Below are 13344 nucleotides of genomic sequence, written 5' to 3'. Positions count from 1 at the left end.
CGACCGCTCGCCGCGCGCCGCCCTCCGCGTCCGCTCAGGCGGCCAGCGGCAGGGCGGCGAGGTCGGCGACGGCCAGGGTGAGCGGGGCGAACAGGCCCAGCAGTGCGGCGGCGCGCAGGGCGGCGGCCGCGCGCAGGGCCGTGGCGGGCGCACCGAGCCGCAGCAGCGCGGCGGTGGTGCCGGCGCGGGCCTGGCGCGCCTCGACGGCCGCGATCAGCAAAGTGGCCACCGAGCAGCCCGTCACGAGCAGCGTGCCGAGCAGGGTGAGCGGCCCGAAGGCCGGTGCGCCCTCGCGGTACAGCACGATCATGGCGTACGTCCCCGAGGCCACCGCGCAGACGACGCCCAGCGGGCGGCCGATGCGGCCCGCCTCCTCCATCAGGACCCGGCCGGCCAGCAGGCGCACGGCACCGGGGCGCACGGCCTGGAGCAGCCACCCCATCAGATGGGTCAGGCCGGGACCCGCCAGGGCGAGGCCCAGGGCGGTCAGCAGCCAGCCGACGAGGGTGGGCGCGGTGCCCGCGGTGAGACCGCCGGGCAGGGTGGGCCCCGAGGCGGCCGCCCCGTCGCCGGGCCGAACGGGGCCGGAGAGGGTGACGAACCGGTTCGCGTACGCCTCCACGGCCAGGCCGGCGGCGAGTACGGCGATGCCCCAGGGGAGGCCGGCGGGGGGCCGGCGCGGGGCCGGGGGGCGGTGCGGGTCGGCGTCGTCGTGCTCCGCACCGGTGAGCGCGCCGGCCCAGTCGTCCGCCGACACGGGGGAGCCGTCGGCCGCGGGGGAGCCGTCCGCGGCGGCGGGCAGTCCGGCCGCGGCCGCACGGCCCTCGGCCGCCGGAGCGCCCGCCGCCGCGAGGACCCGCGCCGCCCTGCCCCTACGACCGCCGGCGAGCGGCGCGGAGGGCGTGGCCGGGTCGGCGCCCGCCGCGGCTCCGGACGCGCCCGCCCCGCCCCTCAGCCGGGCCCCGAACCGTCCGTACGCCCCGAACGTCTCCCGTGCCCCCGCCCGCCCGTACGCCCCGAACCGGCCGAACCCCCGGACCGCGCCCCGTGCCCCGGCCGTCCGCCCGCGCTCGCGCGGCCGCAGCACCAGGGCCGCCGCCACCGACGCGAGCGCGGGAACCAGCACCAGCAGCGTGAGCACGGCCGGGACCGGCAGCGGCTGGTGCGCGGCGAGGAACTCCTGGACCGCGCCGCCGAAGGACAGCGTCGTGAGGTTGCCGCGCAGGAGCACGAAGGCCAGCAGCGCGAGCAGCGAGCCGAGCGTGCAGGACAGGGCCGTCGTGGCCGCCGAGAGGGCCATCAGACGGCCGGGCCCGAGGCCGAGCGCGGACAGGCCGGGGCGGGGCCGCGTGCCCGGGTCGGTGCGGGCGACCGCCACCGCGAGGTGGACCGTGGCGGCCAGCGGCACCGCGCACCAGGACAGCCGCAGCGCGGCGGCGGCGGAGTGCTCGGGGCGGCCGAGCGCGTAGCCGAGGGTGCACAGCAGGAGGAAGCCCGTGCCCGCCGACGCCGCCGCGACCGTCAGACGGCGCAGTTGCACGGCCGGGCGGGCGGCGCGGGTCAGACGGAGAGCGAGCACGCCGCCCTGCCCTCCGTCTCGCCGACGGGCGGCAGGTGCACGGTCCTCACGCACCGCCCGTCGAGCAGCGCCACCGTGCGGTCGGCGAGGGCCGCGGTCTCCGTGTCGTGCGTGGCGAGCACGACCGTGATGCCGTGCGAGCGGGCCGCCGTGGTGAGCGTGCGCAGCACATGGGCGCGGTCGGCACGGTGCAGCGGCGCGGTGGGCTCGTCGGCGAACAGCACCGTCGGCGCGGGCGCGAGCGCGCGGGCGATGCACACGCGCTGCCGCTCGGCCTGGCGCAGCTGGTGCGGGCGCCTCCGGGTGAGCTCCCCGACGTCGAGTCGCTCCAGCCACTCCAGCGCGGCCGTCTTGGCGCGGCGCCGGCTGGTGCCGCGCAGCATCAGGGGCAGCGCCGTGTTCTCCCAGACGTTCAGCTCCGGGACGAGCACGGGGGACGGGTCGATCCAGCCGAACCGGTCGCGGCGCATCCGCTCCCGGGTCAGCGGGCCCATGGTGTGCACGGGCGTGCTGTTGAACCAGACCTCGCCGCGCTGCGCGGGCACCAGCCCCGACAGGCAGTGCAGCAGGGTCGTCTTGCCACTGCCGTTCGGGCCGCTCACGGCGAGGATCTCGCCCTGACGGACGCCGAGCGAGACACCGCTGAGCGCGGGCGAGCCGTCGTCGTGGGTGAAGTGCAGTGCGCGTGCCCAGAGCACGTCGTTGTCCGGCGGGGCCACCACCATGGCGTACACCTCGGTTCACATCGGAAATGCCGTGCGGGATCCGCGATTTCCCCCGTCCGGGGGAACGAAGGCGAAGCCGGTCGGTCACTGGCACGCTAGGCAGCCGAGGGCGGGAGGCCGGACAGTACGCGGCCCCGGGCCGCCGTTTCTCACTCGAACGGACGGCGCCGGGGCCGGAGATGATCATCTGATCGGAGGTATGTGCCTCGCGTGATCGCCGGTGCGGCCGCGGGGCCGCCCCGCGTCACAGCTTGGTCCAGGCCTCCGTCAGCGTGGCGCGCAGGATCTGCTCGATCTCGTCGAAGGTCTCCTGGTTGGAGATCAGCGGCGGGGCGAGCTGGATCACCGGGTCGCCGCGGTCGTCGGCACGGCAGTACAGGCCGTTGTCGAACAGGGCCTTGGAGAGGAAGCCGTAGAGGACGCGCTCGGTCTCCTCCTCGTTGAAGGACTCCTTGGTGTTCTTGTCCTTCACCAGTTCGATGCCGTAGAAGAAGCCGTTGCCGCGGACGTCGCCGACGATCGGCAGGTCGTGCAGCTTCTCCAGGGTCGAGCGGAACGCGGCCTCGTTGTCGAGCACGTGCTGGTTCAGGCCCTCGCGCTCGAACAGGTCGAGGTTGGCCAGGCCCACCGCGGCGGAGACCGGGTGGCCGCCGAAGGTGTAGCCGTGCAGGAAGGTGTTGTCGCCCTTGTAGAACGGCTCGGCGAGGCGGTCGGAGACGATGCAGGCGCCGATCGGGGAGTAGCCCGAGGTCATGCCCTTGGCGCAGGTGATCATGTCCGGGACGTAGCCGAACTTGTCGCAGGCGAACATCGTGCCGAGCCGGCCGAAGGCGCAGATGACCTCGTCCGACACCAGCAGCACGTCGTACTTGTCGCAGATCTCGCGGACCCGCTGGAAGTAGCCGGGCGGCGGCGGGAAGCAGCCACCGGCGTTCTGCACCGGCTCCAGGAAGACCGCGGCGACCGTGTCCGGGCCCTCGAAGAGGATCTGCTGCTCTATCTGGTCGGCGGCCCAGCGGCCGAAGGCCTCCGGGTCGTCGCCGAAGATCGGGGCGCGGTAGATGTTGGTGTTCGGGACCTTGTGCGCGCCCGGCACCAGCGGCTCGAAGGGGGCCTTCAGGGCGGGCAGGCCGGTGATGGACAGCGCGCCCTGCGGGGTGCCGTGGTAGGCGACCGCGCGGGAGATCACCTTGTACTTGGTGGGCTTGCCGGTCAGCTTGAAGTACTGCTTGGCGAGCTTCCAGGCGGTCTCCACCGCCTCACCGCCGCCGGTGGTGAAGAAGACCTTGTTCAGGTCGCCCGGCGCGTGGTGCGCGAGACGCTCGGCCAGTTCCACGGCCTTGGGGTGGGCGTAGGACCACACCGGGAAGAACGCCAGCTCCTGCGCCTGCTTGAAGGCGGTCTCGGCCAGTTCCGTGCGGCCGTGCCCGGCCTGGACCACGAACAGACCCGCGAGACCGTCCAGGTAGCGCTTGCCCTTGTCGTCGTAGATGTGCGTGCCCTCGCCGCGCACGATCGTCGGCACGGGGGAGTTCTCGTACGAGGACATGCGGGTGAAGTGCATCCACAGGTGCTCGTAGGCGGATCGGCTGAGGTCCTTGCTCACGGTTATCGGGTTCCCCACATGTAGGTCTGCTTCTTGAGCTTGAGGTAGACGAAGCTCTCGGTGGAGCGCACACCGGGCATGGTCCGGATGCGTTTGTTGATGACGTCCAGCAGGTGGTCGTCGTCCTCGCAGACGATCTCCGCGAGGATGTCGAACGAGCCCGCGGTCATCACCACGTACTCGACTTCCGACATGTCGGTCAGCGCGTCCGCGACGGCCTCCACGTCGCCCTGGACATTGACTCCGACCATCGCCTGCCGGCGGAAACCCACGGTGAGCGGGTCCGTGACGGCGACGATCTGCATCACGCCCTGGTCGAGCAGCTTCTGGACGCGCTGGCGCACCGCCGCCTCGGACAGGCCGACGGCCTTGCCGATCGCGGCGTACGGCCGGCGGCCGTCCTCCTGGAGCTGCTCGATGATGGCGAGGGAGACGGCGTCCAGGTGGGGGCTGCCGTTCCTGGACTCGCGGAGGTCCCTCTGGTCTGCGCTTCGACTGGCCACGACCTCACTGTGCACGACGTCTCGACAGTTCCGCAAGGCCGTATCGATGAAATTCGTTGTTTACGAGACTGAGGTCTGCGGATTTCGCAGCAGTGGCGGGATCAGGGGTGTTGAAAACGTCGGCCTCCCGGCTAGGGTGGGCATGTCTCAGTGCGTGGACACCCCCAGGGCCCGCCCCGAGACCTTCGTAAGCAGCCAAGACCTGACAGGAGGGCCGGCAGTGAGCACCGAGCTGCGTCGTCTGCGCAACTACATCGACGGTGAGTTCCGGGACGCCGCCGACGGACGGACCACCGAGGTGGTCAACCCCGCGACGGGCGAGGCGTACGCGACCGCGCCGCTGTCCGGGCAGGCGGACGTGGACGCCGCCATGGCGGCCGCCGCCGCGGCCTTCCCGGCCTGGCGCGACACCACTCCCGCCGAGCGCCAGAAGGCCCTCCTGAAGATCGCGGACGCCTTCGAGGAGCGCGCCGAGGAACTCATCGCGGCCGAGGTGGAGAACACCGGCAAGCCGATCGGGCTGACGCGGGACGAGGAGATCCCGCCGATGGTCGACCAGATCCGCTTCTTCGCGGGCGCGGCACGCATGCTCGAGGGCCGCTCGGCCGGCGAGTACATGGAGGGGCTGACCTCCATCGTCCGCCGTGAGCCGGTCGGCGTCTGCGCCCAGGTCGCGCCGTGGAACTACCCGATGATGATGGCCGTGTGGAAGTTCGCCCCGGCGATCGCCGCGGGCAACGCGGTCGTCCTGAAGCCGTCGGACACCACCCCGGCCTCCACCGTTCTGATCGCCGACATCATCGGCTCGATCCTGCCCAAGGGCGTCTTCAACGTCATCTGCGGCGACCGCGACACCGGCCGTCTGATGGTCGAGCACCCGACCCCGGCGATGGCGTCCATCACCGGCTCCGTGCGCGCCGGCATGTCGGTCGCCGAGTCCGCGTCCAAGGACCTCAAGCGCGTCCACCTGGAGCTGGGCGGCAAGGCCCCGGTCGTGGTGTTCGAGGACACCGACATCCCCAAGGCCGTCGAGGACATCTCGGTCGCGGGCTTCTTCAACGCCGGCCAGGACTGCACGGCTGCCACCCGCGTGCTCGTCCACGAGTCCATCCACGACGAGTTCGTCTCCGCGCTGGCCAAGGCCGCCGCCGAGACGAAGACGGGGCAGCCGGACGACGAGGACGTCCTCTTCGGCCCGCTCAACAACCCCAACCAGCTCAAGCAGGTCGCGGGCTTCATCGAGCGCCTCCCCGCGCACGCCAAGGTCGAGGCCGGCGGCCACCAGGTCGGCGACAAGGGCTACTTCTTCGCCCCGACCGTCGTCTCGGGCCTGAACCAGGACGACGAGATCGTCCAGAAGGAGGTCTTCGGCCCGGTCATCACCGTGCAGTCCTTCACCGACGAGGACCAGGCCGTCGAGTACGCCAACGGCGTCGAGTACGCGCTGGCCTCCTCGGTGTGGACCAAGGACCACGCCCGCGCCATGCGGATGTCCAAGAAGCTCGACTTCGGCTGTGTGTGGATCAACACCCACATCCCGCTGGTCGCCGAGATGCCGCACGGCGGGTTCAAGAAGTCCGGCTACGGCAAGGACCTGTCGGGCTACGGCTTCGAGGACTACACCCGCATCAAGCACGTGATGACGTCGCTGGACGCGTGACCGGACCGGCGGGCACCGCCCGCCGGACGACGTGGCCCCGGACGGAGGACGGACCGTCCGGGGCCGTGTATTGTCCCGAAAAACATTGCCCACGAGGTAACTAGTAGTGACGTGGGGGGCGGTTCCCTGTAACGTGCCTTGTACACTTTCGGCCTGCTGGCCGATATGCGACCAGGGACCGTGATGCAGGAACCTTTCACTCTGCCCGCCCAGGCCCCGCAGGAGGCGGCGGCCGTCGATGCTCCGGCATGGCATGTCCCGGACATGAACCCGGCCGGGCACGGCAGGGCGTTCGCGCGCCATCTGGTGCTGCTGGCGACGCTGCCCGCCGGGCTGGTCACCGCCACCGGAGCCGTGGCCGCCGCTCTCTTGTACACCGCGGGCGTGGGCCACGTCGACCGGGCCGCCTTCTGGGGGCTGGTCACGGGCACGCTGGTGATCGTGTGCGCGATCCTCCTCGGTGCCGGGCTCTCCGCTGCGGCGAAGGCCCGGACCCTGGAACGCCGTTACACCGAGGTGAGCGGCTTCGCGGCCCGCGGCCAGGCCGAGCTGGCGCGGTTGCGCACGGAACTCCGGCGCGGCCAGGAGCTGCTGGAGCGGTGGCGGCTCCAGGGCGCCCCGGTGCCGGACCGGGCGGCGGACGCGCTGGACCGGGCCGGCGAGGCGCTGGACCGGCTCGGCGAAGGGGCCGCGTCCGGCCCGCGTGCCGCGGAGTCGCCCGCGCGGGAAGCGGCACAACGGCCGGACGGCGGCGCGCACTTCGAGGTCTTCGCCAACATGGCCCGCCGACTCGAGTCGCTGGTGCACCGCGAGATCGGGCTGCTGGACGACCTGGAGAACGAGGTCGAGGACCCGGCCCTGCTCAAGGGCCTGTTCCGGGTCGACCACCTGGCCACCCGCATCCGCCGCTACGCCGAGAACCTGGCCGTGCTCGGCGGGGCCGTCTCCCACCGCCTGTGGACCCAGCCGGTCGGCATGGCCGACGTGATGCGCTCCGCGGCCGCCGAGATCGAGCAGTACGCGCGGGTCAAGATGGTCCCCCCGGTGGAGGGGACGGTGCGCGGGCACGCCGTGGTGGACGTGGTCCACCTGCTGGCCGAACTGGTCGAGAACGCCACCGTGTTCTCCCCTCCCCACACCCAGGTGCTGCTGCGCGCCGAGCACGTCACCGCCGGGCTCGCGATCGAGGTCGAGGACCGCGGCCTGGGCATGGACTCCGCCGAGCGCAACCGCATGAACTCCCTGCTCGGTTCGCCCGACGCGGTCACGCTCGGCGAACTGCTCACCGACGGCCGGATCGGCCTCTACGTGGTCTCCGCGCTCGCCCGGCGGCACGGCATCGCCGTACGGCTGCAGAACAACGTCTACGGCGGTACCCAGGCGGTCGTCGTGCTGCCGCACGAACTGCTGGGCGGACCGGAGGAGACGCCGGAACCGGAGCGGCAGCCGGCGGCGGGCGGCACCCCGGACCCGCACGGCCCGACGCCCCCACCCGCCCACGGCCGCGCGGCGGACGCGGCGGGTGCGGCGGAGCGGGTACGGGAGACGGTCGCGCTCGCCGCACGGACCTCGTCCTCCGCGCCCCGGGAGCGATCCCCGCAGACCGCCGAGCCCGCGGTCCCCAACGGCCATGAGGCCCCGGCGGACTCCGAGACGCTCGCGCCGGAGGCCGCACGTCCGTCGCTGCCCAGGCGCCGCCGCCAGGAGCACCTCGCCCCAGAACTGAGGCACGCCCCGCCCACGGACGCGGCGGCCGAGGAGGCCGACCACGACCCGGGTCTGATGGCCGCCTTCCGGACCGGCGTCCGCCGGGCCGAGGAAACCGAGCAGACCGAGGAAGCCGGGCCGGCGAAAGCGCCGATGCCAGCCCCGGACCCGGCCGGCTAGCAGTTACACATCACTGAGGAGAAGTACGCGATCGTGGTGAGCGAAGACCTTTCCTGGCTGTTGACCGGCCTTCTGCAGCGTGTGCCGCACACGCGCAGCGCACTGCTGTTGTCCTCGGACGGTCTGGTGATGGCCCAGGACGGACTGGACAAGGACGCGGCGGACCACCTGGCGGCCCTGTCCAGCGGGCTCTACTCGCTGGCCCGCAGTGCCGGCAAACGTTTCGACGACGGCGGCGACGTACGGCAGATCGTCACCGAACTCAGCAACTCGCTGCTCTTCGTCTCCGCCGCCGGGCAGGGCGCCCTGCTGGCGGTGCTCGCCGGGCACGAGGCGGACGTGGCGGTGCTGGGCTACGAGATGACCATGATGGTCAAGGGCGTCCGCCGTCACCTGGGAGCCTCCCCGCGCCAGTCGGTGGGGCAGTGAGGGATGCCGGACGACCCGGGTGGAGCCCACCGGCCGCTGCTGGACGACGCCGTCGGACGGATGGTCCGGCCGTACACCGTCAGCGAGGGACGCACCCGGCCCACCTGCCACTTCGACCTGATGACCATGGTGGTGGCCACCGGCGCGACGCTCCGCGGCACCCTGGGACTGGATCACGTCCGGGTGCTGGAGCTGTGCCGGGCGCCGGTGGCGGTCGCTGAGATCGCGGGGCGCACCCGGATGCCGGCGACGGTGATCAAAGTGCTGCTGTCCGACCTGGTCGAGCGGGGCGCGGTCGTCGCACGGCCCTTCAACCTGGCAACCGACGGGTCGACTGCGGCCCCCGATCTGGATCTATTGGAGGCCTTGCGGGATGGGCTCCTCAAACTACTCTGAGGCACTCGGCGCCGACTCCCTTCCGACGGGGATCAAAATCCTGGTCGCCGGCGGCTTCGGGGTGGGCAAGACCACGTTCGTGGGAGCGGTCAGCGAGATCGAGCCGCTGAACACGGAGGAGCTGCTGACCGAGGTCAGCGCCGCCACGGACCGGCTCGACGGGGTGGAGAGGAAGGCCACCACCACGGTGGCCATGGACTTCGGCCGGATCACCCTCGGCCCCGAGCACGTGCTCTATCTGTTCGGCACGCCCGGTCAGGAGCGCTTCTGGTTCCTGTGGAACGAGCTGTCGGCCGGTGCGCTCGGCGCGGTCGTCCTCGCCGACACCCGCCGTCTGGAGCACTGCTTCCCGGCGGTCGACTTCTTCGAGTCACGGGGCATCCCCTTCGTCGTCGCGGTCAACGAGTTCGACGGGGCGCACCCCTATGAGCCGGAAGAGGTGCGGGCGGCGCTCGACCTCAAGCCCGAGGTGCCGGTGGTGCTGTGTGACGCCCGCCTGTCCAGCTCGGGCATCCGGGTCCTGCTTTCACTCGTGCAGCATCTGATCACTTCAAGGAGTTCCCATGGCATCGAGGGCGCCCCACACCCCCTTCGGCGCGGAGACCGGGATCGCCGTGCGTCACCTGCTCCTGCCCCCGCAGGATCCTGAGGCGGCGGCCCGGTCCGCCCGGCTTCGGGAACTGGGCATCGGGGACAGGCCGGTCCCGGAGTTCGACGAGTTCGCGCGGGAACTGGCCCGGCGCACCGGGGGGTGCTACGCGGGGGTCAACTTCTTCCTCGACGAGAACCGCCAGTACTACGCGGGCCTGTACAGCGCGGCCTCGGACACCACCGTCGAGCTGGAGTCCCCGCTGCTGGAGGAGCCCGTCCCGGGCCGGGTGATGCCGCGCGACTTCGACATCGGCTTCTGCCCGCACGTGGTCCGGCGGCGCAAGGCCCTGGTGCTGGACGACGTCCGCGACTTCCCGCGCTTCGCCGGGAACCACGTCGTCGACGCCATCGGGATCCACTCCTACCTGGGCGCCCCGCTGATCGACAACACGGGCATGGTGCTGGGCACGATCTGCGTGGTCGACCAGGACCCGCACGCCTGGGGGCAGCAGGGCCTGGAGACCATCAAGTCGATGGCGGCCGAACTCGTGGAGCGCATCGAACGGCCGGGCCCGGGCCGCTGACAGTCGCGGGCACCGCCCGGTGCCCGCGGACGCACCGCGCCCGCGTCACCCTTCGCCCAGAGACGTCCCCGGCCGCCGTCGGTATCCTCGGCCCGTGTGACACGCGCATCGAGTGATGAACGACCGGGTCCCGCCGTCACGTTGGGGCTGCTGGCGGCCTGGGCCCTGCACGACGCCGAGGAGTTGGCCCTGCTGCCGGGGTGGCTGCGCCGGAACGTACCCGTGCTGCGGGAGCGGTTCCCGAGGGTGCCGGACGCGGTGTGGCGGCGGGCCGAGTCGCTCGACGCACGCGAATTCACCGTGGCCGTAGGCGTGATGGCGGCGATCGTCGCCGCCGCGTCGGCCGCGGGCCACGCGACCGGCGGACGCTCGGCCGGGTACCAGGCCGCGCTGGGCGGCTTCGGACTGCACGGCCTGGTGCACCTGGCCCAGGCGGCCGCCGTACGCGGCTACACACCGGGGTCGGCGACCTCCCCCGTCCTGGTCCTCCCCTTCACCCTCTGGGCGCGCGGGCGGCTGCGCCGTGCCGGCGTCCTGCGCCCCACCCGTCCGAATGACCTGGTCCTCGGCCTGGGCCTGGCTGCCGCGGCCACGGTCGCGTCGCATGCCGTGGCGCGCGGGCTTCCGGCCCGTCGGCCCCCGGATGGAAGGGGCGATTTTTGAACGTGTTCAATCGCGGAGTACGCTCCGGTCATGAGCGACAGAGCAGCCCTCCTCAAGGGCATCCGCGCCTGGTTGGTCGTCTTCGTCGTGTGCCTGGTGCTCAGCGGAGCCACCGCCTTCCCGTTGGTCCACGAACTACGGGGCATCGAGAGCCTGTTGCGGACCCTGTCCGTGCCGGAGCACCTGCCGGGGCTCATGGAGTGGATCGAGCGCGTACGGCGCGGACTCGACGCCACCGACGCCGGGTACCCCTTCGTGCTGTACGGCACGGACTGGCTGGCCTTCGCGCACCTCGTCATCGCCGTCGCCTTCTACGGCCCCTACCGTGACCCGGTCCGCAACATCTGGGTCGTCGAGTTCGGGATGATCGCCTGTGCCGGAATCATCCCGCTCGCGCTGATCTGCGGGCCGATTCGCGGCATCCCCTTCTGGTGGTCGGTCGTCGACATGTCGTTCGGGGTCCTCGGGATCGTCCCGCTGAACGTCGTGCGGAAGAGGATCAAGCGGTTGGAGGCACTGACCGCCCCTCCGGCGACCGCCGCGGTGGCCCTCAGCGGTTGAAGGCCGGGTAGGCGAAGCGCTGGGCGACGGCCAGGCCGTCGCCTTTCGCGTCGGTGGAGTTGACGTCGTAGACCAGCGTGCGGGACAGGTCCCTGGTCGCGGCGATCGCCGTGGCGTACCCGGGGCGCGACCCCGTCTTTCCCCAGATCACGCGGCCGTTCAGCTCGAACCGCTCCAGCGCCGCGGCATAGCGCGCCCCGGGGACGTCGGGAAGGGTGAACATCTCCCGCAGTTGCGGTGCGGGCACCACGCGGCCGCGGAACAGGGCCACCAGCAGGCGTTCGAGGTCGGCCGTGGTCGAGATCAGGTCGCCGGCCGCCCAGCGGTCCGACATGTTCCAGTCGGTGACGTCGACCAACCGGCCGTCGATCCAGTCGTACCCCCGGTTGTGCGGACCGTGGACGCGGGGGTCGGGACCGGCGGGGAACGAGGTGGCGCGCATCCCGAGCGGCCGGAAGATCCGCACCTGGGCCTGGTGCGCGTAGGAGTCGCCGGTCACCTTCTCGATCAGCATCCCGAGGACGGTGTAGTGGATGTTGTCGTACGTCTGCCGCGTTCCGGGCGCGTACGCCGGGCCCTTGGCGACGGCGCCGGCCACGACCTGGCGGGGTGTCAACGTCTCGAAGCGGTGCGGGTACCCCTCCTCGACCGTCTCGCCGAGGGACGGCCCCGACTGCAGGCCGCTGGTGTAGTTCAGCAACTGCCGTACGGTGACGGGCCGGAACTCCTCGGTGAGCAGGCCGGGCAGATACCGCTGCACGGTGCCGTCGAGGTCGATGCGCTTCTCCGCGGCCAGTTGCAGCACGATCGCCGCGGTCACCACCTTCGTCACCGAACCGGCCCGGAACCGCCCGTTCTCGAGGGCGGGCGCGCCGGTGCGCACGTCCCTCACCCCTGCGGTCCCGCGCCAGCCGCCGTCGCCGCCGACGCGGATGAGGGCGGCGGTGGCGTCATGGTCGGGCAGCCCGGCGATCGCGGCGGAGAGGGCCTCGGTGTCCGGTCCGGGCGCCGTGCCGCTCACGGACGTCTTGACCGTCCCGTGCGGAGAGGCCGAGGTACCCGGCTCCGTGGCCGGTGCGGCGAAGGCCGGGGCGGAGGCCAGTGGCCCGGCGGCGGTCAGGGCGAGGACGAGGACGGCAGTGGTCAGGGTCGTGGTACGGGCGCGCATCGGCTGCTCCTTGGGAGGTCCGAGTGGTCCGAATGGCTGTCGGTGATCATCCTCGGTGCCCACGCGTCCCCGCGGATCGTCGGCGAGGAGGGCGCCGGCCCCCCAGACAGCCCCCATGAACCCCCTCACGAGGCATGCGCGTTGTCGGGGGCCGCCCCCTACGGGACCCCGCCCGTCGCCGTCCCCTCGGCCGTCGCCGTCGCCGTCGCCGTCGCCGTCGCCGTCGGCCGGCCGCCGGGATGGCTCGGCTACCGCCGCTGCGGCCCGGCGGCGTCGCTCTCGCGCAGGGTGCACAGCAGGTCGATGCGGTTGGTCGTGATCGAGTCGACGCCGGCGTCGAGGAGGCGGCGCAGGGAGCGGCGGGTGTCCGGGGTCCAGGCCGACAGCAGGTAGCCGTCGCGGTGGACCCGGGCCGCGAGGGCCCGGGTCACCAGGGCGAAGCGGTAGTTCAGCCAGCGCGGTCGGACCGCGTCCAGGAGCCCGGCCCGCGGCGGGGCGAGGGTCGTCCAGGTGAGGGCGAGCTCCGCCGACCGGTCGGCCGCGCGGACCGCGAGCATCGCCTCGGCGCCCGCGCAGTAGTACACCCGGTCCCCCGCTCCGCACGCGTGGACCACGTCGACGATCCGCCGCACCGCCCGCGGGCCGGGCGCGCCGGGCAGGTCGATCATCACGCGGCTGCCGTCCGTCGCGCCGAGCGCGTCCTCCAGCGTCGGCACCCGGGTGGCGGTCAGCCCGCGCACCTCGTCCGCCGACAGCGCCCGCAGTGGCCGGTTGTGCTCCCACAGCCGCTTCAGCGTCTCGTCGTGCAGCAGCACGGGCACGCCGTCCCGGGTGAGCCGTACGTCGATCTCCACCGCGTCCGCGCCCTGGTCGAGCGCGGAACGCAGTGAGTCGATCGTGTTCTCGCGGAAGCGGTAGGGGTCGCCGCGGTGGCCCACGGCTGTCACGGTCTGCATGACCCCATTGTGGCCGGGGTCAGGTGGCGGCCGGGG

Annotated in this window: 14 protein-coding genes; 8 read left to right on the top strand and 6 right to left on the bottom strand. The window is 72.5% G+C overall.

Going from position 1 to position 13344, the window contains the following annotated elements; translation table 11 throughout:
• Positions 1-34: 34 nt before the first annotated feature.
• The 4 genes from ACF1A5_RS20845 to ACF1A5_RS20830 form a co-directional block, all read right to left on the bottom strand.
• The gene (locus ACF1A5_RS20845) at positions 35-1579 is read right to left on the bottom strand and encodes a hypothetical protein (protein WP_392194348.1); all 1545 of its coding nucleotides are present in this window, start codon (positions 1577-1579) and stop codon (positions 35-37) included.
• Positions 1561-2301, bottom strand: coding sequence for an ABC transporter ATP-binding protein (locus ACF1A5_RS20840; protein WP_392194496.1), 741 nt, complete (start codon positions 2299-2301; stop codon positions 1561-1563). Before ACF1A5_RS20840 ends, ACF1A5_RS20845 begins: the two co-directional genes overlap by 19 nt.
• A gap of 247 nt (positions 2302-2548) precedes the next feature.
• Entirely contained in the window at positions 2549-3928 is a 1380-nt protein-coding gene (locus ACF1A5_RS20835) for an aspartate aminotransferase family protein (protein WP_392194347.1), read from the bottom strand.
• Entirely contained in the window at positions 3913-4428 is a 516-nt protein-coding gene (locus tag ACF1A5_RS20830; RefSeq protein ID WP_356191216.1) for an Lrp/AsnC family transcriptional regulator, read from the bottom strand. The genes ACF1A5_RS20835 and ACF1A5_RS20830 overlap by 16 nt, the downstream gene beginning before the upstream one ends.
• A 205-nt stretch (positions 4429-4633) precedes the next feature.
• Between ACF1A5_RS20830 and ACF1A5_RS20825 the strand changes: the two genes are divergently transcribed.
• The 8 genes from ACF1A5_RS20825 (at position 4634) to ACF1A5_RS20790 (ending at position 11184) form a co-directional block, all read left to right on the top strand.
• Positions 4634-6073, top strand: a complete 1440-nt coding sequence (locus tag ACF1A5_RS20825) for a gamma-aminobutyraldehyde dehydrogenase (protein WP_392194346.1) — start codon at positions 4634-4636, stop codon at positions 6071-6073.
• 183 nt (positions 6074-6256) lie between these two features.
• Positions 6257-7960, top strand: coding sequence for an ATP-binding protein (locus ACF1A5_RS20820; RefSeq protein ID WP_392194345.1), 1704 nt, complete (start codon positions 6257-6259; stop codon positions 7958-7960).
• Between the two features lie 33 nt (positions 7961-7993).
• Positions 7994-8389 carry a roadblock/LC7 domain-containing protein gene (locus tag ACF1A5_RS20815; RefSeq protein ID WP_356191224.1) on the top strand — a complete coding sequence of 132 codons (396 nt, stop codon included), beginning with the start codon at positions 7994-7996 and terminating at the stop codon, positions 8387-8389.
• 3 nt (positions 8390-8392) lie between these two features.
• Positions 8393-8785 (top strand): DUF742 domain-containing protein, encoded by a 393-nt coding sequence (locus ACF1A5_RS20810; RefSeq protein ID WP_392194344.1) that lies wholly within the window; start codon positions 8393-8395, stop codon positions 8783-8785.
• On the top strand, positions 8763-9434 hold the full coding sequence (locus ACF1A5_RS20805; protein ID WP_392194343.1) for an ATP/GTP-binding protein: 672 nt from the start codon (positions 8763-8765) through the stop codon (positions 9432-9434). Before ACF1A5_RS20810 ends, ACF1A5_RS20805 begins: the two co-directional genes overlap by 23 nt.
• Positions 9349-9960 (top strand): GAF domain-containing protein, encoded by a 612-nt coding sequence (locus ACF1A5_RS20800; protein WP_392194342.1) that lies wholly within the window; start codon positions 9349-9351, stop codon positions 9958-9960. Before ACF1A5_RS20805 ends, ACF1A5_RS20800 begins: the two co-directional genes overlap by 86 nt.
• 96 nt (positions 9961-10056) lie before the next feature.
• Positions 10057-10623: an HXXEE domain-containing protein gene (locus ACF1A5_RS20795; protein ID WP_392194341.1), complete on the top strand. Its 567-nt coding sequence runs from the start codon at positions 10057-10059 to the stop codon at positions 10621-10623.
• Between the two features lie 30 nt (positions 10624-10653).
• Positions 10654-11184, top strand: a complete 531-nt coding sequence (locus ACF1A5_RS20790; protein ID WP_392194340.1) for a hypothetical protein — start codon at positions 10654-10656, stop codon at positions 11182-11184.
• Here the strand turns inward: ACF1A5_RS20790 and ACF1A5_RS20785 are convergent.
• Both ACF1A5_RS20785 and ACF1A5_RS20780 read right to left on the bottom strand, forming a co-directional pair.
• Positions 11174-12352: a serine hydrolase domain-containing protein gene (locus tag ACF1A5_RS20785; RefSeq protein WP_392194339.1), complete on the bottom strand. Its 1179-nt coding sequence runs from the start codon at positions 12350-12352 to the stop codon at positions 11174-11176. The two genes, ACF1A5_RS20790 and ACF1A5_RS20785, sit on opposite strands and share 11 nt — an antisense overlap.
• Positions 12353-12600: 248 nt before the next feature.
• Positions 12601-13308, bottom strand: a complete 708-nt coding sequence (locus ACF1A5_RS20780; RefSeq protein WP_392194338.1) for a glycerophosphodiester phosphodiesterase — start codon at positions 13306-13308, stop codon at positions 12601-12603.
• Positions 13309-13344: the final 36 nt, after the last annotated feature.

The organism is Streptomyces sp. NPDC014864 (genome assembly GCF_043081525.1).
Classification (GTDB): domain Bacteria; phylum Actinomycetota; class Actinomycetes; order Streptomycetales; family Streptomycetaceae; genus Streptomyces.
This window is presented reverse-complemented; position numbering and strand designations above follow the sequence as displayed.

Excerpts from the sequence above, each read along its gene's own strand:
- ACF1A5_RS20820 (WP_392194345.1), top strand. The coding sequence starts at position 6,257 with ATGCAGGAACCTTTCACTCTGCCCGCCCAGGCCCCGCAGGAGGCGGCG.
- ACF1A5_RS20810 (WP_392194344.1), top strand. The coding sequence starts at position 8,393 with ATGCCGGACGACCCGGGTGGAGCCCACCGGCCGCTGCTGGACGACGCC.
- ACF1A5_RS20805 (WP_392194343.1), top strand. The coding sequence starts at position 8,763 with ATGGGCTCCTCAAACTACTCTGAGGCACTCGGCGCCGACTCCCTTCCG.
- ACF1A5_RS20800 (WP_392194342.1), top strand. The coding sequence starts at position 9,349 with ATGGCATCGAGGGCGCCCCACACCCCCTTCGGCGCGGAGACCGGGATC.
- ACF1A5_RS20790 (WP_392194340.1), top strand. The coding sequence starts at position 10,654 with ATGAGCGACAGAGCAGCCCTCCTCAAGGGCATCCGCGCCTGGTTGGTC.
- ACF1A5_RS20785 (WP_392194339.1), bottom strand. The coding sequence starts at position 12,352 with ATGCGCGCCCGTACCACGACCCTGACCACTGCCGTCCTCGTCCTCGCC.
- ACF1A5_RS20780 (WP_392194338.1), bottom strand. The coding sequence starts at position 13,308 with ATGCAGACCGTGACAGCCGTGGGCCACCGCGGCGACCCCTACCGCTTC.